This window comes from Cryobacterium sp. TMS1-20-1 (assembly GCF_004402355.1).
GTDB lineage: Bacteria > Actinomycetota > Actinomycetes > Actinomycetales > Microbacteriaceae > Cryobacterium > Cryobacterium levicorallinum.
The window spans coordinates 83,157-104,265 of record NZ_SOGF01000052.1 but is presented as its reverse complement, the minus strand read 5'-3'; the positions used below and the strand labels follow the sequence as shown (position 1 = coordinate 104,265).

Below are 21,109 nucleotides of genomic sequence, written 5' to 3'. Positions count from 1 at the left end.
CTACACGCTTCCAGAGCGGGAGGCAGCAGGCGTTAGCGTCGCGTGCAACACCCCTGATCAATCGTTCAGAGCCAGTTCCGCAGCAAGTTCGCCGAGTTCGCGGGCCAGTTGAGCGGCCCTCGCAACGAGCTGGGCGTGGGTGCGCTGGTTGCCAGTTACCTCCGACATCGGCGCCGAGTCCGGCGAGGCATCCCGTTCCAGGTCGGGGTTCTGCAGCTCGGTACCGACGACGTCGAGGTCGAAAACCACGCGGTCGGCACGGTGCCACGTCGAGAACATCTCGATCGGAAGCCCGTTCTCGTCCAGGCTCGTGCCTTCGAGCAGCAACAACGGCTCCCCCACGCTGATCTCCAACAGCCGCGCTAGACCTGTGGTGGCAGCCACAGCGCGCACCTGACGGCGCCCGGAGACGATCGACACGCCCAGGCGAGAGCGAAGGACCGCGTGCAACGAGGCATCCGTCAGCTCGGAGATAGTGAGGTCGGCACCGATCGAAAGCGGCAGCCAGGTGTGAATGACAGCGAGGGGGCCGGTGCCGGCGGATCTCAGGCGCCGTATACCGACAACGGTCGACCCGCCGAGCGCCGCCGATGCTGCGGCGTTCTGCTCGGGGCCGAGCGCGAGCACGGCGGTGAACACGTCGGCACCCTCGGCCGAAATCTGGGTCGACAATCCCGACATGCGCTGTACGAGCCGATGGTGTTCGCCGCGCGGCGACACCACGCTGCCACGCCCGCGACCGCGTTGCACGAGACCTTCGGCGCTGAGGGCGGCCAGCGCTTGGCGCACGACCGAACGGGAAACGGAGAATCGCTCCTGAAGTTCCGCCTCGGTCGGCAGCTGCGACCCGGGCGGCAATGCGCCATCCACGATGTGGGAACGAATGACCGCCCCCACCTGGCTGTGCAGCGGTGTTCCGTTCGCGGAATCGACCGCGCTGGCGGGCACCTCATCTAGCCACATCACCCCATCGTAGGCCGGGGCGCGCCGGGCCCCGGCCAGCGCGACGGGCGAAGCAGCAGCAGCCGCTTGCCCGAGCACGACACTCAGGCCGCTTGCGCGGTCCGCCATACGTGGTCCCACCCGGGTGCGAGTGTCGCGGCACGCTCGAGCGAGAGTACGAGGCTGGCTTCGCGGGCGATTCCTTGCCCGGCGATGTCGAAGGCGGTACCGTGGTCGACCGAGACGCGCACGACCGGCAGCCCCACCGTGATGTTCACGCCGTCATCGCCGTAGACGGCTTTGAATGGTGCGTGACCTTGGTCGTGGTAGCAGACCACGGCGAGATTATACTTGCCGCGCACGGCCGCCGGGATCAGCGCATCGCCGGGCAGCGGGCCCACGACGTTCAGTCCACGGGCTCGGGCCGCAGCCACGGCCGGGGCCAGGATATCGGCGTCTTCATCTCCGAAGAGGCGATTTTCGCCCGCATGCGGGTTGAGACCGGCAAGTCCGATCAGTTCATCGGGCTTACCCATGGACTTAGCGAAGGCGCCGGCCAGTTCGAGTACGTTCAGGGTGCGCTCGACCGTAATGTTCTCGATCGCCTGGCGCATGGATACGTGCGTCGTGAGGTGAAAGAAATAGAGGTCGCCAGCCGAGAGCACCAGGGAGAAGTTCTTCACACCGAACTCGTGGGCGAGCAACTCGGTGTGGCCGGGCCAGTTGTGCCCGCCGGCGTGCATCGCGGCCTTGTTCAGCGGCGCCGTCACGATTCCCTGCACCTCGCCGGCGCGAGCGAGCCGGCAGGCCTCCACCACGAAGCGGTAGGACGCGTCGCCGGCCGCCGCGCTCAGCACGCCCTGCTCTACGTGGTCAAGTGACGGGCCGGTCTGCAGCAGCTCGATCGTTCCGGGCTCGTTGCGGGCGTCGGCCACACTCGTGATCACGCGAATCGCCGCCGGGTCGCCGCCCACGTCGAGCACACCCCGGCGCATCGCCGCCTCGTCACCGATTACGACGGGCACGCAACGGGTGCGTACGTCATCGTGACCGAGCAGCGACTTCGCCGTGATCTCGGGGCCAATTCCGGCCACGTCTCCAATGGTGACGGCAAGGATGGGAAGGGTCATAGGTCTACTCCTGTGTTCGGGTTGGCTGAGCGGCGGAGCGCCTGGTCCGCCAAGAGTTCGGGAAGAATGTCGGATATCGACGAGGTGACTCCGAAGCCGCCGGCCTTCGTGACAACAGTGAGACCGTCGGCGGAGCCGCCTTCGATCAGGCCCACCGGGATACCCTCGCGAATCGCATCCGTCACCAGGATGGCGCTGGCGCCGAATCGATTCAGCACGGCACGCGCCCCCTCGCCGCCCATGAGCACCAGGGCGCCCACGGAACGGTGCGCAAATAGAGCGGCAGTGATGGTCGCCAACCCGTCGGCGATTGTCTCGGCCGCGGTCTCGGTCTGCGGTCCTGTATGGGCAGCGGATGCGGGTGGTCGCTCCGACGGAGTCGCAACGATAACGACAGCGGGAAGGTCCGGTTGCGCAGCGATCTGCTCGGCGATCCAGCCACCGATCGCGCCGGGCTCCATCAGCATGTCAAGGCTCGGAGCGAACGTGCGCACGTGCGTGGACAAGGTGCCGTCGACGAGGTGGTCGTATTGGGACCGGGACATATCGTGCAAAGAACTGACCACGACGATCACGCGTTCAGCTCGCACCAGGTTTAATTCGGTGGAGATGTCCTGGTCGCTGCGCCAGACGTGGGACAGCGCGACAGCGAGGCCAGCGCTCCCGGCAGGGACGGCCTCGGCTCCGAGTTGAGCCACAGCTTGGGCGAGTGCCAGCAAATCGGCATCCGTGGAGGCATCGACGGTGACCACGCGGGTTGAGTTTTGGGCGGCGCTGCGCAACTGTTCTACGTGCTCAGCAGTACTCCCATTTCTAAGCGTGACGTGCCTACTTCCGGGCACGAGCTCAGCAAGCAGATTCGTCGTGATGGGCGTAACCGGGTCGATACCCACGGCCGTTGTCTCGACTCCCTGCCCATTGACGAGCACGCGCCCGCTCTGTACCGTGCGCCCCATCGCCGGATAGGCGGGACAAACCACGGCGAAGGCCGAGGGATGCCAGCGCCTCCAGGCCTCGAGCGCGCCGAGAATCTGCGCGTGGGCTGAGCCGCGCATCGTCGAGTCGATCTTGAGCAGCAACCGGTTCACGCCGGCGTCGCCGAGCGCGGCGACGGCCTGGGCCGTGCTCGTGCGGGCCAGCGAATCGGGCTGGGCGCGGGCGTCGGAGACCACGGCGAGAACGGATGCGTGGCTGAGGGTTTCGTTGTCGGGCGCTGTCAGCGTAAGCCGGGTGCGCCATCCGTCGCGCGCGAATTGCACAGCGGAGTCACCGCCACCGGTGAGATCATCTGCCACGATACCGACGGCGATGTGGCCCTCGGATGTGGCCGTGGCCTGCTGGTGCGGCACAATGACGGTCACGAGTGCTCGACCGCGCGCACCGGAACATTATCGTTGGCCGACTCGGTATCCGGCTCCTTGGCGACCAGGCCGCCTTCCCGCTTGAGCACCCAGGTGGCCAGCAGTGGCGCAAACACTGCCGTCACCAGAACGGCCGAGGCAATCTGGGCGGTGGCAACCTCGACGTAGGGCGCGAAGGTGGGGTCGGCGAGGGCGATGATGGCGGGGGTGGCGATGGCATTTCCGGCGGTAGTTGCCGAGGCGATGCCGATGCCGGACTTGTTGCCGCGGCGCAAAATAAAGCGGTAGCCGAGGTAGGCGAGCGTGCCGGTGAAGAGTGTGGCGACGATCCCCACAATGATGCCGGACAGTCCGCCAGAGAGCACATTCTGCAGGTTGATACCGGTGCCGAGCGCGAAGGCGAAGAAGGGGATGATCATGTTGGGGATCGGGCGCATGACCTCGGTCCACTTTTGGTCGAGGTTACCCACTAAAATACCGATCAACAGCGGGATGATGGCGGCAAGAAGCAGCTGGAAGGGAATGTTGGCCAGGCCAGCGACGCCGAGAAAGAGCATTGAGAAGAAGGGGCCATCGTTGATAGCGGAGGCCATGTACGCGCCACGGTCGCGGGCGTCACCATAGCGACCGGTGAATGCAAGCCAGAGTCCGCCGTTGCTGTTGTCCATGGTTACCAGCAGGGCCAGGATCGAGACTCCGAGAATTCCGTCGAGGCCCACGATCTGGGCCAGGATCACGACAACCGTGGCCGGGAGGATTGATTTGCACAGCAGCAGTACGCCGGCTGTGGCCAGCACCGGACCGGAAGTCTTAAGGGTGATCTGCATGCCCGTCGCGAAGATGAGCAGGCCGATCAGCGGAAGCGCGCTGGCCTGGAAGAGTGCTGTGGTGAAGTTGCCCAGCCCGAGGAAGCCGGGGAAGAAAGTGCCCACGACGGAGCCAAGAATGAGGGGAATGAGCATCAGCCCACCGGGAATGCGGTTCATGCCGTCGAACAGGGGCACTCGGCTGACAATTTTGAATTCGGCTACCATGGCGAATTTCCTTAGCTAGGGGCGACGATGCCCGCGGATAATGTGTACGTACACAATGTACCTACTCTATCCCGCGAGGATGCGATGTCAAGGCTCCATCTCCGCCAGCCGGCAGCCGCTCTGGCCCGCGGACGGATCATCGGTACGTTTGAACCATGGGCTACACCCAGAAGAGCCAACCGTGCCGCGCCGGCGTGGCTGCAGCTGCGGGTTTCGCGGCCGTGGCGTTTTACGCGATCATCGGGGCGCTGTAGATTCTGGTGCAGAACCCGCTGGCGGCTGTGCCGGGCGCAACGCTCGCGCAGATCCGGGCGGATATGGCCCGCGCCGATGAATCGCTCTCCGCAGACTGTGTTCTCACTTAGGGTGCGATTGGGATACTGCTGGCCGTCGTGGTTCTGCTCGTGGCTATCGTTCGGCAGACCAGTCAGGTCGGTCCGGTGGTCGCGACCGACCTCGCACTGCTGGTATTCGCGGCTCCCGGACACCTGGTCGTGGCCTTCGAACCCGGCATGTCAATCGCAGACACGTTCATGGTTTCGGGCGGAGATCACGCCCTGTGGGGCGTCGCCCTCTACCTGGTCAGTGCCGCAGCCCTGGTCGCCCTGATCGTGCTGATCATTCGGGCCGCGCGTGGCGCTGCCGCCCGCACGGTAAAGACCGGTTGATTCGGGCCAGCCTTCAAGCGGATGCCGGCTGCGGCCGATTGCTGCGACGGCATCCCCATCGTTACAGGCGGGGTCGGCCAGCCCAGCGGGCGGCTTTGAGAGCCAGGTGCAGCTCGAGACGAGCATGCCCACCCAGTGGGTCGACACCCAGCAGAGAACGGATGCGCCCCAGCCTGTTGTACACACTGGTTCGATGCAGGTGCAGGTGCTCGGCGACCTCGGCCACGGAACCGTCCTTGTCGTAGAGCAGCTCGAGCACGGGCAGCAGTTCCCCGTTCCGGTCGAGGTCCCGCAACTCGGAGAACAGCGATGACTCGAACGCCGACACCTCTCGACCCACAACGGCCAGAAATTGGTAGACCCCCAGAGCGCGAAACGAGACGACCCTGCCGAGTTGGGCATCCACCCGAGCCGCCTGCACGGCGCTCCGCGCCTCGGCGTAGGCGCCCGGCAGCCCGCGCAGGTCGGTGAAGGGTTCGCTCAGCCCAAGCAGAGCGGGCGCCGCCACCTGGCCCCCACGGCGCGCGACTTCGAGCTCGAACCGTCTCAGAACCTCGGACTGGTCGAAGCCGTCGATCTCGTCGTGCAGCAGCAGCACGGCATGCGTTTCGGTGCCGGCTGAGAACAGCACGGTGTCAATGCCGAGAGTGGAGTGAAGTGCGGAGAGCCGGTGCAGCAGACCACTCTCGGCAGGGTTGCGCTGAACGTTGTCACCGCGCTCCAGCAGCGTGGCGAGACGCCAGGGTCCTCGCCCGTGCAAGAATGGCCAACCGCCCACCGCCACCACGGCGTCGCGGTCGCCCAAACAGGCGGCGAGAAATTGCCCTTCGCTGGCGAGACGCCCGTTAGAATCCGCGCTCGAGCGGTTGAGAAGCATCTCCGCGAGGGCATCCAGCTCCGGGCGAATGATGCCCAACTCACGCAGAATGGACTCCGGCGTCTGCTCGTCGTCGAGCTGGAGGACCCACAGATAGCCCACCCGGAATCCACGCGCCAGCAGCGGCACGCACACGCGGCCCAACATTCCGAGATCGGCATTGGCCGGAACGGGAACCGGTTTTACCGCCGTTGCGATACCGTGGCTCAGCTGCCAGGCGCTGACGTCGGGCGGAACCAGCTTGCTCAGCAGAAAATTCGTGCGCACGCGGTCAGCCGTAGGCCGATGCGCACTATACGCAAGCAGCCCGCCGTCGAGGTCTTCGAGCGAGAGAGCACGGCCCAGATGGGCAGCGATAATAACTACCGCCTGGTCGATATCGGCCGCTGTCATAGCTTCAATCCTACGGAGCCGTGTGGACGCCTGGCGACAATCAACGAGCCGTGACGCTACAAATGTCGAGTCGGCCGCGGGGCGTCTGCCGAGTGGGACACATCGGACCCCGGCGTCGACAGCGAAGAACCCCTGTAAAGGCGGCAAATTTGGAGTGGTGAGGCGTGCGTGGGCCAGCCCACGGCATCCGCTGCCCGGCCGCCCCGCCGGGAGAGCCGCGAAAACCCGGGCTTATCGTTCTTACGCCGACCAAAGTCGATCGGCCTGCGTCTACCAGGAACAGGAGTTCCCCATGATCATTGGTGTTCCCACCGAAGTTAAGAACAACGAATTCCGTGTGGCCATCACCGCCGCCGGAGTGCACGAAGCCAAGCTCCACGGCCACACCGTGCTGGTGCAGGCTGGCGCCGGTATCGCCTCCGGCTTCGCCGACGCCGACTACATGGCTGCCGGTGCCGTGATCGCCCCGAGCGCCTTCGAGGTGTGGGCAAGCGCCGACATGATCCTCAAGGTGAAAGAGCCGGTCACCGCCGAGTACGCGTATTTTCGTGAGGGCCTGATCCTCTTCACTTACCTGCACCTCGCCGCCGAGCCCGCCCTCGCCGCCGCCCTGCTCGAGGCGGGCGTCACCGCCATCGCCTACGAGACCGTGCAGAAGGCCGACCGCACGCTGCCCCTGCTCGCCCCGATGAGCGAGGTCGCCGGACGCCTGGCCGTTCAGGTCGGCGCCGCATCGATGACCCGCCCCGGCGGCGGCCCCGGCATGCTGATGGGCGGCGTACCCGGAGTGCGCTCCGCCAAGGTGACCGTCATCGGCGCCGGAGTCGCAGGCTCCAACGCCGCTGCCATGGCCCTCGGCATGGGCGCGGACGTCACCATCCTCGACATCAACATCGACCGCCTGCGCGAACTCGACGCCCTGTACGCCGGACGTCTCAAGACCATCGCCTCCAACGCCTACGAGATCGACCGCTCGCTGACCGAGGCCGACCTCGTAATCGGCTCCGTGCTGATCCCGGGCGCCAAGGCCCCAAAGCTCGTCACCAACGAGCTCGTGTCGCGCATGAAGCGGGGCTCGGTGCTCGTCGACATTGCGGTGGACCAGGGCGGCTGCTTCGAAGGCACCCACGCCACCACCCACGAGGACCCCACGTTCCCCGTGCACGGCTCGATCTTCTATTGCGTCGCCAACATGCCCGGCGCCGTTCCGCAGACCTCGACCCTTGCACTCACGAACGTCACCCTGCCCTACGCTCTGTCAATCGCCGACCGGGGCGTGCGCGCCGCGTTCGAGCGGGACGCCGCCCTCGCCGGCGGTCTGAACATCGCCGCCGGAAAGATCACGAACCGCTCGGTGAGCGTCGCCCTCGACCTGCCGCTCGCGGACTGGACCGACCTCATCGTCGAGACCGACCTCGCCCTCGTCTAGTAACGCCGGGTAACGGATGCCGAGGGCCAGCTGACTACGCCAGCTCCCGGCATCAGTTTCCCGCGTTCTACTACGTCGCCAATCGCTCTGGACTACAAGGAAGTAACTCCGATGTCGCAATTGAAAACCAGCACCCGCCCAGCGCCGAACGCGCAGCCACACCTGGCCCGATCGCTCTCGAACCGTCATATCCAGCTGATCGCCATCGGCGGCGCGATCGGAACGGGCCTGTTCATGGGCTCCGGCAAGACCATCTCCCTCGCGGGGCCGTCCGTGATCTTCGTCTATATGATCATCGGCTTCATGCTGTTCTTCGTCATGCGGGCCATGGGCGAGTTGTTGCTCTCCAACCTCGATTACAAGTCATTCAGCGACTTCGCTGGTGACCTGCTCGGGCCGTGGGCTGGCTTCTTCACGAGCTGGACGTACTGGCTTTGCTGGATCGTGACCGCCATCGCCGAGCTGATCGCGATCGCGTTGTATACGAGCTTCTGGTGGCCCGATCTGCCGCTGTGGATTCCGGCGCTCGCAGCGGTTTTGGTCCTGCTGGGCTTCAACCTCACGAGTGTCAAGGCGTTCGGCGAGACCGAGTTCTGGTTCGCGCTGATCAAGATCGTCGCGATCGTCACGCTCATCATCGTGGGGCTCGTGATGGTGTTCACGAAGTTCCAGTCCCCCGGCGGCTCCCCGGCAAGCCTCACGAATCTGTGGAACGACGGCGGGATGTTTCCGACCGGCCCGATGGGGTTCATCGCCGGCTTCCAGCTCTCCGTGTTTGCGTTCCTTGGGGTCGAGCTCGTGGGCACGACGGCCGCCGAAGCGCAGCACCCGGAGAAGAACCTTCCCAAGGCCATCAACTCGATCCCCATTCGCATCATGCTGTTCTACGTGCTGGCCCTGATCGTAATCATGGCGGTCACTCCGTGGCGTGAGGTCACCGCCGATGTGAGCCCGTTCGTGGCGATGTTCGCCCTCGCGGGGCTCGGCGCGGCCGCAGCCGTGATCAATTTCGTCGTGCTCACGAGCGCGACATCCTCCGCGAATTCCGGGCTGTATTCCACATCGAGAATGCTCTTCGGGCTGTCGGTCGAGGGTACGGCACCGGGGCGTTTTCAACGCCTGAGCCGCCACCGGGTGCCAGCCAACGCGCTGTTGTTCTCCTGCATGTTTTTGCTCGTATCCGCTGTTCTGCTGTATGCGAGCTCGTCGATCATCGCCGTGTTCACCGTGGTGACGACCATGGCATCGGTACTGTTCATCTTCGTGTGGTCCATCATCGTGGTGAGCTACATCGTGTTCCGCAAGCGTCGCCCGGCACTGCACGCGGCCTCCAAGTTCAAAATGCCCGGCGGCGTCTACATGTGTTATGTCCTGCTCGCGTTCTTCGTCTTCCTGATCTGGGCGCTCACCCAGAAGGCCGATACCCTGCAGGCGCTGCTCGTGACGCCGGTGTGGTTCATCGGGCTCGGCGTCGTCTGGCTGATTATTCGCCGTCGCCCCGAACTGGCCGGCCATCAGGAACTTCACCGGGCAAATGTGCAGGCCGATCGGGCCGCGGCACTCGCCTTCCGGCGCTGATCCGGCCAAAGCAGCGTCACCGTTCGTCACCGACTTCGGAGGGTCGGGCCGCGCCCGAATGATCGGTACGCTGGCGGCATGGAGAACACCGAGAAACCGCAACCGCGCCGCGCCGTCGTGGCGGCTGCCGCGGGCTTCGCGGCCGTGGCCGCCTACGCGATTGTGGGCGCCCTGCAGATTCTGGTGTGGAATCCGTTGGCGGCAGTTCCGGGCGCCACGCTCGGGCAGATCCGCGCTGAGATGGCGCGCGCGGATGAGTCGCTCACCGCGAACTGGGTTCTCGCCTGGGGCGGGATCGGAATCGTGCTCGCCACCGTCGTTCTGCTGGTGACGATCGTACGGATGAACAGCCGGGTCGAGCCGGTGGTCGCGGCCTACCTCGTGCTGCTGATCTTCGCGGCTCCCGGACACTTTTTCGCGGGCTTCGGGCCTGGCATGTCGCTCGCTGACACCTTTTTAGTCTCGGGCGCGGACCACGCGCCCTGGGGCATGCTCCTCTACGTCGTCAGCGCCGCCAGCCTGCTCGCTTTGATCGTGCTGATCATTCGGGCTGGGCGCGCCGCCACCGCTCGCGCAGCGAGGCACGGGTAGTTCGAGTCTTCGTCAGTCGACGACTTCGATCTGGGTGCGAATGTATTCCTTCTCACGATCGGAGAGGGCGGCCGGGCCTGGCTCGATAGTCGCGTCACACAAGCGGGCCACTTCGGCCAACGCCTCCGTGCTCAAGGGGGCATCCAGGTTCGCCAGGATCTCGTGCTTGAAGTCGATGTCAAGGTGCGGCCACCAGCGGTCAATGGGGGGCAGAACGGTCGCACTCATGAGGATCTCCTGTTCAGCGGTCAGAGTCGTGAGCCGCAATTCCATGATGCGCCGAGTTCTGCCGTCCCGATAGGGGCGAAGCATCGGTGAAGCGGATGCCCGCCCGACACCTCTGCGCCGTTGGTCGTGTCGTACCCCACGCGTAGGCTGCGAGCATGCGCGCAATTATCGTGAACTCTCCCGGTGGTCCTGAAGCTCTCACCCTGACGACGGTGCCCGATCTCGTTGTCGGGGCCCACGACATCCGTTTGGCTGTGGCTGCGGCAGGTGTGAACCGTGCGGATATCGTGCAACGGCAGGGCCACTACCCCTCGCCGGCCGACGCGCCGCAGTGGCCGGGGCTGGAGGTGTCTGGTCTGGTCATCGAGGTGGGCGAGGACGTGACCCGGTTCGGCGTCGGCGACCGGGTGTGCGCGCTTCTCGCCGGCGGCGGGTATGCCACCGAAGCCGTGGTGCACGAAGATCTGGCACTGCTGGTTCCACTGTCGATGGACCTCATCGACGCCGCGGCCCTGCCGGAAGCCCTCGCCACGGTCTGGTCGAACGTGTTCATGAGCGCTGAACTCGCGCCCGGCGAGACGCTGCTCGTGCACGGCGGCGGGAGCGGAATCGGCACGACCGCCATCCAGCTCGCCCGCCTCATGGACGCCCGTGTGGCCGTGACGGCCGGATCCGCCGAGAAACTCGCCGCGTGCGCGAGCCTCGGCGCACAGATTCTGATCAACTACCACGAGCAGGATTTCGTCGCCGAGATCAACACCGCCACCGACGGGCACGGCGCCGACGTGATCCTCGACATCATGGGCGGTGCCTATGCGGCGCGCAATATTGAGGCGGTCGCGGTGAACGGGCGCATCATGGTGCTCGCCAACCAGAGCGGCCAACCGGCCACGTTCGACCCGTTTCGCCTCATGCAGAAGCGCGCCCGCTATTGGGGCACCACCTTGCGGTCGCGGCCGCTGGCCGAAAAAGTCGCCATTCTGCGTTCCCTGGAGTCGGCGGTCTGGCCGTGGATCGCATCGGGCGAGTTCCGACCGGTGATCGACGGCCGGTTTTCGTTTGCGAGTGCAGCGGATGCGCACCGTCGGCTGGAAGCATCCACTCACGTCGGCAAGATCGTGCTGGTGCCGTAGCCTGCGCTTACCGGCCGGCTGGCGGCATCCGTTATTGGGATCAGTCGTGCGGTCGAAAGCTGCTCGCGCAGCCGGCCTGCCGGGGGCGCGAGCAGCTTTCGGGCACAGCCCGTTCAGCGGATGTAGTGCAACTCCTGCAGCTCGTACACCGGAGTGTCGAGCCCCTCCATGCGCGCCTTGATCTGCAGCGCGGGGTAGTTCGAGTAGTGCCGACTCTGGTGCAGGTTTCCGCCGTGAATCCACAGCTGAGGAACGTTTGTGGGCTTCCACATGTTGCGCAGCTCACCCTCCCCGGGCCCCGGATCCTTCGGCGTATCGGACCCGTAACCCCAGCAGCGGCCCACCTGATCGGCAACCTCTGTCGAGACCAGATCGGCTAGCCATCCGTTCATGGAGCCATACCCGGTGGCATACACGATCAGGTCAGCATCCAGCTCGGTGCCGTCCGCGAGCACCACGGACTTGGGCGTAATGTGGTCGAGTTAGTCCGATTTCACAGCGACGCGACCGTCAATGAGCAACTGCGATGCCCCCACATTGATGTAGTAGCCCGACCCACGGCGCAGGTATTTCAGGAACAGGCCCGAGCCATCCGTTCCAAAATCCAAATCGAACCCGACTTCGCTGAGCTGGGCATAGAAGTCGGCATCGCGCTCGGCCATCTGCGCGAAGACCGGAATCTGCGCGGACGGCAATATTCGGTAGGGCAGTGACGCGAAAAGCAGGTCGGCTTTTTCCGTGGTCACCGCGTTCGCCAGCACCTGCTCGGAGTGCAGGCCGCCGAGCGCAAGGTCCATGAGCGAGTCGCTGCGGGAGATGTGCGTCGACGAGCGCTGCACTATGGTGACGTCGGCACCGTGCTTCCAGAGGTCGGCACACGAACGGATGCTGCGCGCGGCCCATGAGGTGACTGGCCGGTTCGCCCCCGCTCGGGATCAGCACCGAGGTTTGGGAATCCTGGCAGCGTTCGCTGGCCGCGGGCATCGACCCCGACCGGCACCTGCCCCGGCATCTGCACGAGGTTGCCGACGTCGTTGCGCTGCGCCGCGGCCATGCGCTAGAGGCCGTGATGCCAGCCCTCAGCGAGCTTCTCTCTGATGAGAGCGCTAATGGGCAGCATCTGCTCGTACTCGCCGACGCGAGTGGAGAGGTGCTGTGGCGGGTCGGCAGCCGCGCGGCGTTGCGGCAGGCCGACGGGCTCGAGTTCGTCGAGGGCGCTGACTGGTCCGAGGCCGGGGTAGGACCGAACGCGATCAGCGAAGTCGTCCTGAGCGGGCGCGCCGCACAGATATTCTCGGCCGAACACCTCGTGCGCACTCACCACGACTGGGCGTGCACAGCTTCACCGATTCGGGACGCGGACAGCGGCGCGGTCATCGGCGTCTTGAATGTATCCGGGCCACTCAACACGGTTACGGCCGACAGCATGCGCATGGTCAAGTGCGGGGTGCAGCTCGCCGAGGAGTTGTTGCGGGCGGCGCGACGAGAACTCGGGCGCGGGTCGCAGTTGATGACTGCTGGGCGCTCAGCGGCGGTCTTGTCGGTGGCCTCGTCTGCGCTCACCTCCGTGGCATCGCTCGCTCTGCTCGGTGACAGCCCAGGGGCGGTCGGCGGCGATGGACGCCGAGTGCCGCTCTCGCTGCGCCGCGCGGAGATTCTGGCCTTGCTCGACTCACGGGATCGCGGCTGGAGCGCCGACGAACTCGCCTACGCCATTCACGGGGAAACAGGCTTAGCCGCCACCATCCGCATCGAGATGCACCGTATTCGCCACGTGCTCGGCGAGGCACTGGAGTCCACGCCGTATCGCCTCGGCCCCACGCTGCGAGGCTCGTCCGACGTGGGGCGGGTACTGCGGCTCGTGCGCGAGGGCCAGGTTGTCGCGGCCCTCGCGGCGCACTCTGCCCCACTGTTGGTGAGGTCGACCGCCGGGGCCATCGAACCGCTGCGCGCCGAACTCACAAGCGCGGTCGGAGCATCCGTTCGTGCAAGCGGAGACGCCGAGCTGGTGCGCGACCGAGATGGGGAGCAATGATCGCGAGGCGGTGCAGGCCCTTGGCAGCTTGGCTGGCATCGACGATGCCGGCTGCCTGGCATCGCTCGCGCGCCTCAGCTGCATCGACCGCGAACTCGGCTGTCAGTTCTGTGGAGGTGACCAACGCTGTCTCAACTCAGGACCCATGTCCGAACCCTGACCCACAAATAAATCTAGGCAACCAGGTTTAGGTCCTGGGAAATGGACTCCACTGCGGCGCGCAGCGCGGGAATGGCGAGTTCTGCAAACGCATCATCGACCCGGGACACCGGCCCGGAGACGCTGACGGCGGTCGGCGTCGGCGCATCCGGAACCGCCATCGCGAAGCAGCGCACACCAATTTCCTGCTCACCATCGTCGACGGAGTAGCCGCGTTCCCGGATTCGGGCCAGGTCAGCCAGGAGATCGTTCACGCTGCCGATGCTCATCGTCGTGGGAGTGGGCATGCCAGCCCTGGCCACAATGGCGCGAACGGCGTCATCGCTCAGCTGCGCCAGAATCGCTTTGCCGACTCCGGTGGCATGAGTATGCGCGCGTCGGCCGACCTCCGTGAACATGCGCATGGAGTGTTTGGATGGAGCCTGGGCGATGTAAAGCGCCATGTCGGCATCGAGAACGGCCATGTTCGCCGTCTCCCCCAGTTGGTCGACAAGGGCCTGGAGTTGGGCCCCAGCCAGGGCGCCGAGCTGCTTACTGGCTGCCGTTCCGAGGCGAATGAGACCTGGGCCCAGCGCGTAACGCCGATTGGCGAGCTGACGAATGTATCCCTTCGCCACCAGCGTGCGCAGCAGCCGATGAATGGTCGGCAGGGGCAGCTCGGTGGAGGCCGCGAGCTCGCTCAGCATCACCTGCCCGCCAGCGGCCGTGATCAGCTCGAGGAGTTCAAAAACCCGCTCCACGGATTGCACACCGCTGCCAGCCGTGCGTTCTGCCATCTTTATGCCTCCAGGCCGTACGTGGCAACGGATATCCGCATTGTGGAAATATCGCCAGGTTACCCAGATTACACAGAAGTTGACGCCGGGCCGCACTGACCGTAGTCTTTCCATAGAACAGAAACTAACTTCCACAATACGAAACTTGGTGGAATCAAGTCGCATAATCATCAATTCGAGGAGCAAGGACGCCCCATGCTGTACACCGTAAACTGCTCCATCCTGCTGACCGAACTGCCGTTGCTCCAGCGCCCAGCCGCGGCCAAAGCCGCCGGATTCGACGCGGTCGAGTTCTGGTGGCCCTTTGCCGCCGCCGTTCCCACCGAAACGCAGATTGCCGACTTTGAGAACGCAATCACGGATGCCGACGTTCGACTGACCGGTTTGAACTTTGCGGCCGGCGACATGCCGGCCGGGGATCGAGGTCTGGTGTCCTGGCCAGCCCGATCCGACGAGTTTCGCGACAATCTGGCCGTCGCCGCTGGCATCGGCGGGCACCTCGGCTGCACGTCCTTCAACGCCCTCTACGGAAACCGTATCGACGGCGTTGCCCCAGAGGAACAAGATGAGCTCGCTATCGAAAATCTCTCCCTCGCCGCACGATCCGTCGCCCCGATCGGTGGCACCGTGTTGCTGGAGCCGGTGAGCGGGGCACCGAAGTATCCCCTGCGCACGGCGGCCGACGTGCTGGCCGTGATCGAACGGGTGAGCATCCAGAGCGGCGACACGAACATCAAACTACTCGCCGATTTTTACCACCTGGCCGTCAACGGCGACGATGTCGAGGCCGTGATCTCCGAGCACGCGCACCGATTCGGACACATCCAGATTGCCGACGCACCCGGGCGCGGCGAACCAGGAACGGGCACGCTACCCATTCACGAGTGGCTCGCGCACAGTCACGGTCTCGGCTATGACGGCCCCATCGGGCTGGAATACAAGACGGTCGCAACAAATCCGTTTGCCTGGCTTGAAACCGCCTAACCGACCGCTGCGCTTCCAACACCCTTGAGAAAAGGACAAATAAAATGAATAATGTCGCCGTCATCGGCCTGGGAATAATGGGCTTGCCCATGGCAATCAATCTCGTGAAGGCCGGCCACAACGTCGTCGGTTTCAACCGCAGTTCGGCACGAATTGACGAGCTGGTCGCCGCGGGCGGTCGAGGCGCGGCGAGTATCCCCGACGCCGTGCGGGATGCCAACGTCGTGATCACGATGCTGCCAGACTCGCCCGATGTCGAAGACGTCGTCGGCGGCCCGGACGGTGTCTTCGCCCATACGCCGGCCGGCGCCTACTGGATTGACGCCAGCACCATCCGGCCCGACGTTGCCGTTCGCCTGGCCGGAGCCGCGAGGGACGCCGGGCTCAAGCCCGTCGACGCCCCGGTCTCCGGCGGCGAAGCCGGCGCAATCGAGGGCACCCTGTCGATCATGGTCGGCGGGGAGGTCGCCGACGTCGAGGCCATCCGTGGCGTACTCGACGCTATGGGCAGCACCGTGGTCCACGTCGGTCCGGCTGGATCCGGCCAAACGGTCAAGGCCGCCAACCAGCTCATCGTCGCCGGCACCATCCAGCTCGTCGCCGAGGCGCTCGTGTTTCTGGAGGCGCACTCGGTCGATACCGAAGCATCCGTCAAGGTTCTGGCTGGCGGGCTGGCCGGCAATCGCATCCTGGACCGCAAGGCCGCAGGTATGGTGGCGCGCACGTTCGAACCAGGTTTCCGGGTCGACCTGCACCACAAGGACCTCGGCATAGTCACCGCAGCGGCCCGCGCGGCCGGCGTCGCCATTCCGCTTGGTTCGATGGTGGCCCAGCTAATGGGCACCCTGCGCGCCGAAGGCCACGGCTCGCTCGACCACTCCGCATTGCTGCTGTTGGTCGAGCAGATGTCCGGCCGCTCGCACGCCTGAACACCAACTTTTCAGATTCAAGGAGAATCACATGTCTAAAATGCGCGCAGTAGACGTTGCCGTCGCCATCCTCGAAAAGGAGGGGGCCACCCAGACCTTCGGTGTACCGGGGGCTGCCATCAACCCGTTCTACTCGGCCATGCGCGCCCACGGCGGCATCGACCACATCCTCGCCCGCCACGTCGAGGGTGCCTCGCACATGGCCGAGGGATTCACGCGCACGAAGGCCGGAAACATCGGCGTGTGTATCGGTACCTCCGGACCGGCCGGCACCGATATGCTGACCGGCCTCTACTCCGCGTGGGCCGATTCCACGCCCATTCTCTGTATCACCGGCCAGGCTCCGGTGAGCAAGCTGCACAAGGAAGATTTTCAGGGCGTCGACATCGCCTCCATCGCGGCCCCCGTCACGAAGATGGCCGTTACAGTGCTCGAGGCCGGGCAGGTTCCCGGCGTCTTCCAGAAGGCGTTTTATCTGATGCGCTCCGGCCGCCCTGGCCCGGTGTTGATCGATCTGCCGATCGATGTGCAACTTACCGAGATCGAATTCGACATCGACACTTATGAGCCGCTTTCGGTAGCCAAGCCCGCAGCATCCGTTGCCCAGCTCGAAAAGGCGCTCGACATGCTGCTGCTCGCGAAGCGCCCGGTGATCATCGCCGGCGGCGGCGTAATAAACGCGGACGCCTCGGCGGAGCTGGTCGAGCTGGCCGAGGTGCTGAACATCCCGGTGATTCCCACGCTGATGGGCTGGGGCAGCATTCCCGACGACCACCGGCTCGCGGCCGGCATGGTGGGGCTGATGACGTCGCACCGCTACGGCAATGCAACCATGCTCGAATCGGATTTCGTACTCGGCATCGGTAACCGTTGGGCCAACCGGCACACCGGCGGCCTCGACACATACACGAAGGGCCGCACATTCGTCCACATCGACATTGAACCCACCCAGATTGGGCGGATTTTCTCGCCGGACTTTGGCATCGTCTCCGACGCCGGTGCAGCACTGCGCGGTCTGGTTGAGCTCGCACGCGAACGCAAGGCCGCCAACGCCCTCCCCGATTGGGAGAGCTGGGTTAAGGACTGCGCGCACCGCAAGGCCACGCTTCAGCGCAAGACGCACTTCGAGAACGTGCCGATGAAACCGCAGCGCGTGTATGAGGAGATGAATCGGGCATTCGGCACCGAAACCCGCTACGTGACCACGATCGGGCTGTCGCAGATTGCGGGAGCACAATTTCTGAACGTCTTCCACCCGCGGCACTGGATCAATTGCGGCCAGGCCGGGCCACTCGGCTGGACGCTTCCCGCCGCCCTCGGCGTGGCCGTGGCCGACCCGTCGAAAACGGTCGTGGGGCTCAGCGGCGACTACGACTTTCAGTTCATGATCGAAGAACTCGCGGTGGGTGCCCAGTTCCACATCCCGTATATACATGTCGTCGTGAACAATTCCTATCTCGGCCTGATCCGTCAGGCGCAGCGCCGCTTCGATATGGATTACCAGGTGTCGCTCGCGTTCGAGAACATCAATTCGCCCGAACTTGAGGGCTATGGCGTCGACCACCTCAAGGTGGCCGAGGGCCTCGGCTGCAAGGCCATCCGGGTGCGCGAAGCCGACGATTTGCAGGCAGCGTTCGCGCAGGCCCAGGCGTGGATGGTCGAGTTCAGGGTTCCCGTTGTCGTCGAAATTATCCTCGAGCGGGTCACAAATATCTCGATGGCCGCCGCCGAGATCGACGCCGTAACCGAGTTCGAAGACCTGGCCGTGACAGCGGCCGATGCGCCCACCTCGCTCTCGATCATTGTCAGCGCCACCGAATAGTCTGTTTGCACGTGCACGTCGAAAACAAGGGAGTTTTTGTGAGTACAACAACCGTTAGCTCCGAGGCTGGCACCGCGATGTTCGGCGCGCTGCGTGCCGCCGTTGGCGACCCGGCTCGGGTGAAAACTCGGGCACTCGACCTCCACGCGAACGCCCACGATGCCTCACACTTTCTGCTTATTCCCCAGGCCGTGGTGGTGGCCACGGATGCCGCGGAGGTCGGCGCCTTGTTGCGCGCCGGCGCCGCGCAGGGCGTGCACCTCACGTTTCGCTCGGGCGGAACCAGCCTGAGCGGCCAGGCCATCACCGACGGTGTGCTGGTCGACGTGCGCCGGAACTTCAAGAACATCGACGTACTCGACGACGGCCTGCGCGTGCGCGTGCAGCCGGGCGTCACGGTGCGGGCGCTCAACACCCGCCTCGCCAAGTACGGGCGCAAGTTCGGACCCGACCCGGCGAGCGAATCCGCCGCCACCATCGGCGGCGTCGTGGCGAATAATTCCTCCGGTATGGCCTGCGGCACCGTGGACAACACCTACCAGACGCTCGAATCGGTCACCGTGGTGCTGCCAAGCGGCACGGTCATCGACACCGGGGCAGCGGATGCCGATGAGCAGTTGCTGAAGCACGAGCCGGTTTTATACAACGGCCTGCTCGAACTCGCGCGGCGCACCCGCGATAACGAGGCATCCGTCGCCACCATTCGTCAGCAATTCTCCATGAAGAACACCATGGGTTACGGCGTGAACTCGCTGCTCGACTTCGACCGTGCCGTGGACATGCTCGCGCACCTGATCGTGGGCAGCGAGGGCACGTTGGGATTCGTGGCCGAGGCGATATTTCGGACGGTTCCCAAACTGCCGCACGTCACCACCGCCCTGCTCGTGTTTCCCGGGCTCGAGGCAGCCACCGCCGCTCTGCCCGCCTTGGTAGCGACCGGTGCGGCCACCCTGGAACTCATGGACGCGCTCTCGCTCATTGTGGGGCAGAAGATGCCGGGGGCGCCCGCGATCGTGGTCGATCTCATGGTGGACCAGCACGCCGCCCTGCTCGTGGAGTACCACGCCGAGTCACCAGAGAAACTGGCGCAGATGCTCGCGACCGGCATGCAGACCGTCAACACGCTCGGTCTCACCCTGCCAGCCGATTTTACGACCGATGCCGGCATCCGCGGCCAGCTGTGGTACCTGCGCAAGGGGATTATTCCGGCTGTGGGCGGTACCCGGCCGCAGGGCACGAACGCCCTGCTCGAAGACATCGTGGTTCCGGTGCCAGCGCTCGCCCGCACCTGCATGGAGCTCATTCGGCTGTTCGCCAAGTACGAGTATGAGAACTCTATGATTTTCGGTCATGCCAAAGACGGCAACGTGCACTTCATGCTCACCGACGATTTCGGCAGTGCCGTGGGTCTCGAGCGGTTCAGCCGGTTCACCGAAGATCTCGTCGACCTCGTGCTCGCCGAAGGCGGTTCGCTCAAGGCCGAGCATGGCACCGGGCGCGTAATGGCGCCGTATGTGCAGCGCCAGTTCGGCGACGAGCTCTATGACGTGATGCGCCGCATCAAGGTGCTCTTCGACCCGGCTGGCATGCTCAACCCCGGCGTACTCATCAACGACGACCCGAACGCCCACTTGAAAGATCTCAAGGCCATCCCGGCCGTGGCGAAAGAGGTCGACCGCTGCACCGAGTGCGGCTGGTGCGAGCCGGTGTGCCCGAGCCGCAACGTGACGCTCACGCCGCGGCAGCGCATCGTATCGTTGCGTGCAATCGAACAGGCCAGGCTCGACGGCAATCTCGCTCTCGTGGCCGAGATGGAGAAAGACTACGAGTACGACGCCGTGCAGACCTGCGCCGCCGACGGCATGTGTCAAACGGCCTGCCCGGTCAACATCAACACCGGCGACCTCATGAAGAGGCTGCGCCACGACGAGGCGAATCCACTGGAAAGCGCGCTGTGGAATGTGGCCGCCAACAACTGGGGCACGGTCACTCGGGGCGCGGGGCTCGCTCTCAAGGCGATCGCCTCGGTTCCGGTGCCGCTCGTACTCGGCCCCAACCGCCTCGCGCGCACCGTGCTCGGCACCGACACCGTGCCCCTCTACTCGCCCGACCTGCCCGGCGGGGGCCGACCCCGCCACGCCCACTCCGGTCAATCCCAGAAGGAGAATCACCATGGTTGATGCAGTAGTTGCCACCGAGCGGATGCGCCCTGCCCCGCGCCAGGCGCCGGCTGCCGTCTACTTTCCCGCCTGCGTGCAAACGATGTTCGGTCCGGCCGTTGCCGGAACTCCCGGCACGCAATACAGTTTCGAGCAGCTCTGCGAGCGCGCCGGCGTGACCCTACTCGTGCCCGACGGCATCGACGCGCTCTGTTGCGGTACCCCGTGGGCCTCCAAGGGTATGACCCGCGGACTCGCCACGATCGCGGCGAAGACCCTGGCCGCCCTGCGCACCGCGACCCGCGACGGCGAGCTGCCGGTGATCTGTGATGCTTCCTCGTGCACCGAGGGGCTGCGGCACATCATCGAGGGTGACCGGAGCGAGCATCCGCTGACGGTCATAGACGCGGTCGAGTTCGCCGCCACGAGCATTCTGCCCGGCCTGCCCGAATATGTGAAGATCGAGTCACTCGCGCTGCACCCCACGTGCTCGTCAACACGGATGGGCGCCAACGCTGCCCTACAGACTGTGGCTTCCAGCGTGGCCGAGCACGTTGAGATACCCGAGAACTGGGGCTGCTGTGCCTTTGCCGGCGACCGCGGCATGCTGCACCCGGAGCTCACCAAATCGGCTACGAAGGCTCAGGCCACTGACGTGCTCGCCATGGACGCCGTGGCGCACGCTTCGTGCAATCGCACCTGCGAGCTCGGCATGACCCGTGCCACCGGCAAGCCGTACCGGCACGTGCTCGAACTGCTCGAAGAGGTCACTCGACCGTAACTTCCAGGGCGCACAACCGGAGTAGCTGCACGCAGCTACTCCGGTTTTTCGTGTGCTGGGGTCTGCCGCGCGCGGGTCCACAAGCCGTCGTCTGTTTCAC

Annotated in this window: 16 protein-coding genes and 2 pseudogenes; 10 read left to right on the top strand and 8 right to left on the bottom strand. The window is 65.2% G+C overall.

Going from position 1 to position 21,109, the window contains the following annotated elements:
- Positions 1 to 57: 57 nt before the first annotated feature.
- Genes E3O45_RS18070 through E3O45_RS11740 form a run of 4 tightly spaced genes read right to left on the bottom strand, consistent with a single transcriptional unit; the run spans position 58 to position 4,467 of the window.
- On the bottom strand, positions 58 to 1,071 hold the full coding sequence (locus tag E3O45_RS18070) for a GntR family transcriptional regulator (RefSeq protein WP_134443561.1): 1,014 nt from the start codon (positions 1,069 to 1,071) through the stop codon (positions 58 to 60).
- Positions 1,047 to 2,072, bottom strand: coding sequence for a 4-hydroxythreonine-4-phosphate dehydrogenase PdxA (pdxA, locus tag E3O45_RS11750; protein ID WP_134443560.1), 1,026 nt, complete (start codon positions 2,070 to 2,072; stop codon positions 1,047 to 1,049). Before pdxA ends, E3O45_RS18070 begins: the two co-directional genes overlap by 25 nt.
- A complete protein-coding gene (locus E3O45_RS11745) occupies positions 2,069 to 3,433 on the bottom strand; it encodes a four-carbon acid sugar kinase family protein (protein WP_134443559.1) in 1,365 nt (454 codons plus the stop codon). The genes pdxA and E3O45_RS11745 overlap by 4 nt, the downstream gene beginning before the upstream one ends.
- Positions 3,430 to 4,467: a 2-keto-3-deoxygluconate permease gene (locus tag E3O45_RS11740; protein ID WP_134443558.1), complete on the bottom strand. Its 1,038-nt coding sequence runs from the start codon at positions 4,465 to 4,467 to the stop codon at positions 3,430 to 3,432. Before E3O45_RS11740 ends, E3O45_RS11745 begins: the two co-directional genes overlap by 4 nt.
- A 404-nt stretch (positions 4,468 to 4,871) precedes the next feature.
- On the opposite strand from E3O45_RS11740, the gene E3O45_RS11735 reads away from it, so the two are divergent.
- Complete coding sequence (locus E3O45_RS11735) at positions 4,872 to 5,135, top strand: hypothetical protein (protein WP_134443557.1); 264 nt, start codon at positions 4,872 to 4,874, stop codon at positions 5,133 to 5,135.
- 61 nt (positions 5,136 to 5,196) lie between these two features.
- On the opposite strand, the gene E3O45_RS11730 is transcribed toward E3O45_RS11735, so the two are convergent.
- Positions 5,197 to 6,405, bottom strand: coding sequence for a CdaR family transcriptional regulator (locus E3O45_RS11730; RefSeq protein WP_134443556.1), 1,209 nt, complete (start codon positions 6,403 to 6,405; stop codon positions 5,197 to 5,199).
- A gap of 292 nt (positions 6,406 to 6,697) precedes the next feature.
- Between E3O45_RS11730 and ald the strand changes: the two genes are divergently transcribed.
- The 3 genes from ald (at position 6,698) to E3O45_RS11715 (ending at position 10,003) form a co-directional block, all read left to right on the top strand.
- A complete protein-coding gene (gene ald, locus E3O45_RS11725; protein ID WP_134443555.1) occupies positions 6,698 to 7,834 on the top strand; it encodes an alanine dehydrogenase in 1,137 nt (378 codons plus the stop codon).
- Positions 7,835 to 7,945: 111 nt separating this feature from the next.
- Positions 7,946 to 9,412, top strand: coding sequence for a D-serine/D-alanine/glycine transporter (cycA, locus tag E3O45_RS11720; protein WP_134443554.1), 1,467 nt, complete (start codon positions 7,946 to 7,948; stop codon positions 9,410 to 9,412).
- A gap of 78 nt (positions 9,413 to 9,490) precedes the next feature.
- On the top strand, positions 9,491 to 10,003 hold the full coding sequence (locus E3O45_RS11715; RefSeq protein WP_134443553.1) for a hypothetical protein: 513 nt from the start codon (positions 9,491 to 9,493) through the stop codon (positions 10,001 to 10,003).
- Positions 10,004 to 10,015: 12 nt separating this feature from the next.
- On the opposite strand, the gene E3O45_RS11710 is transcribed toward E3O45_RS11715, so the two are convergent.
- Entirely contained in the window at positions 10,016 to 10,231 is a 216-nt protein-coding gene (locus tag E3O45_RS11710) for a hypothetical protein (RefSeq protein ID WP_134443552.1), read from the bottom strand.
- Between the two features lie 155 nt (positions 10,232 to 10,386).
- Here E3O45_RS11710 and E3O45_RS11705 point away from each other — a divergent pair, with 155 nt between their 5' ends.
- Positions 10,387 to 11,364 (top strand): NAD(P)H-quinone oxidoreductase, encoded by a 978-nt coding sequence (locus E3O45_RS11705; RefSeq protein WP_134443551.1) that lies wholly within the window; start codon positions 10,387 to 10,389, stop codon positions 11,362 to 11,364.
- Positions 11,365 to 11,477: 113 nt separating this feature from the next.
- On the opposite strand, the pseudogene E3O45_RS11700 reads toward E3O45_RS11705, so the two are convergent.
- A pseudogene (locus E3O45_RS11700) lies at positions 11,478 to 12,242 on the bottom strand (NAD(P)/FAD-dependent oxidoreductase); the annotation flags it as partial.
- Positions 12,243 to 12,433: 191 nt separating this feature from the next.
- Between E3O45_RS11700 and E3O45_RS11695 the strand changes: the two are divergent.
- Positions 12,434 to 13,399: a transcriptional regulator gene (locus E3O45_RS11695; protein ID WP_174843084.1), complete on the top strand. Its 966-nt coding sequence runs from the start codon at positions 12,434 to 12,436 to the stop codon at positions 13,397 to 13,399.
- 173 nt (positions 13,400 to 13,572) lie between these two features.
- On the opposite strand, the gene E3O45_RS11690 is transcribed toward E3O45_RS11695, so the two are convergent.
- Complete coding sequence (locus tag E3O45_RS11690) at positions 13,573 to 14,334, bottom strand: IclR family transcriptional regulator (RefSeq protein ID WP_134443550.1); 762 nt, start codon at positions 14,332 to 14,334, stop codon at positions 13,573 to 13,575.
- 195 nt (positions 14,335 to 14,529) lie between these two features.
- On the opposite strand from E3O45_RS11690, the gene E3O45_RS11685 reads away from it, so the two are divergent.
- From E3O45_RS11685 to E3O45_RS11670, 4 genes and pseudogenes are all read left to right on the top strand, one after another.
- Positions 14,530 to 15,318: a hydroxypyruvate isomerase family protein gene (locus E3O45_RS11685; protein ID WP_134443549.1), complete on the top strand. Its 789-nt coding sequence runs from the start codon at positions 14,530 to 14,532 to the stop codon at positions 15,316 to 15,318.
- 44 nt (positions 15,319 to 15,362) lie between these two features.
- Positions 15,363 to 16,247, top strand: a complete 885-nt coding sequence (locus tag E3O45_RS11680; protein WP_134443548.1) for a 2-hydroxy-3-oxopropionate reductase — start codon at positions 15,363 to 15,365, stop codon at positions 16,245 to 16,247.
- A 31-nt stretch (positions 16,248 to 16,278) separates the two neighbouring features.
- Positions 16,279 to 18,069 carry a glyoxylate carboligase gene (gene gcl / locus E3O45_RS11675; RefSeq protein ID WP_134443547.1) on the top strand — a complete coding sequence of 597 codons (1,791 nt, stop codon included), beginning with the start codon at positions 16,279 to 16,281 and terminating at the stop codon, positions 18,067 to 18,069.
- 77 nt (positions 18,070 to 18,146) lie between these two features.
- Positions 18,147 to 21,009 (top strand): annotated as a pseudogene (locus E3O45_RS11670) (FAD-binding and (Fe-S)-binding domain-containing protein).
- Positions 21,010 to 21,109 lie beyond the last annotated feature (100 nt).

Excerpts from the sequence above, each read along its gene's own strand:
- E3O45_RS18070 (WP_134443561.1), bottom strand. The coding sequence starts at position 1,071 with ATGGCGGACCGCGCAAGCGGCCTGAGTGTCGTGCTCGGGCAAGCGGCT.
- pdxA (WP_134443560.1), bottom strand. The coding sequence starts at position 2,072 with ATGACCCTTCCCATCCTTGCCGTCACCATTGGAGACGTGGCCGGAATT.
- E3O45_RS11740 (WP_134443558.1), bottom strand. The coding sequence starts at position 4,467 with ATGGTAGCCGAATTCAAAATTGTCAGCCGAGTGCCCCTGTTCGACGGC.
- E3O45_RS11730 (WP_134443556.1), bottom strand. The coding sequence starts at position 6,405 with ATGACAGCGGCCGATATCGACCAGGCGGTAGTTATTATCGCTGCCCAT.
- ald (WP_134443555.1), top strand. The coding sequence starts at position 6,698 with ATGATCATTGGTGTTCCCACCGAAGTTAAGAACAACGAATTCCGTGTG.
- cycA (WP_134443554.1), top strand. The coding sequence starts at position 7,946 with ATGTCGCAATTGAAAACCAGCACCCGCCCAGCGCCGAACGCGCAGCCA.
- E3O45_RS11715 (WP_134443553.1), top strand. The coding sequence starts at position 9,491 with ATGGAGAACACCGAGAAACCGCAACCGCGCCGCGCCGTCGTGGCGGCT.
- E3O45_RS11710 (WP_134443552.1), bottom strand. The coding sequence starts at position 10,231 with ATGAGTGCGACCGTTCTGCCCCCCATTGACCGCTGGTGGCCGCACCTT.
- E3O45_RS11705 (WP_134443551.1), top strand. The coding sequence starts at position 10,387 with ATGCGCGCAATTATCGTGAACTCTCCCGGTGGTCCTGAAGCTCTCACC.
- E3O45_RS11695 (WP_174843084.1), top strand. The coding sequence starts at position 12,434 with ATGCCAGCCCTCAGCGAGCTTCTCTCTGATGAGAGCGCTAATGGGCAG.
- E3O45_RS11690 (WP_134443550.1), bottom strand. The coding sequence starts at position 14,334 with ATGGCAGAACGCACGGCTGGCAGCGGTGTGCAATCCGTGGAGCGGGTT.
- E3O45_RS11685 (WP_134443549.1), top strand. The coding sequence starts at position 14,530 with ATGCTGTACACCGTAAACTGCTCCATCCTGCTGACCGAACTGCCGTTG.
- E3O45_RS11680 (WP_134443548.1), top strand. The coding sequence starts at position 15,363 with ATGAATAATGTCGCCGTCATCGGCCTGGGAATAATGGGCTTGCCCATG.
- gcl (WP_134443547.1), top strand. The coding sequence starts at position 16,279 with ATGTCTAAAATGCGCGCAGTAGACGTTGCCGTCGCCATCCTCGAAAAG.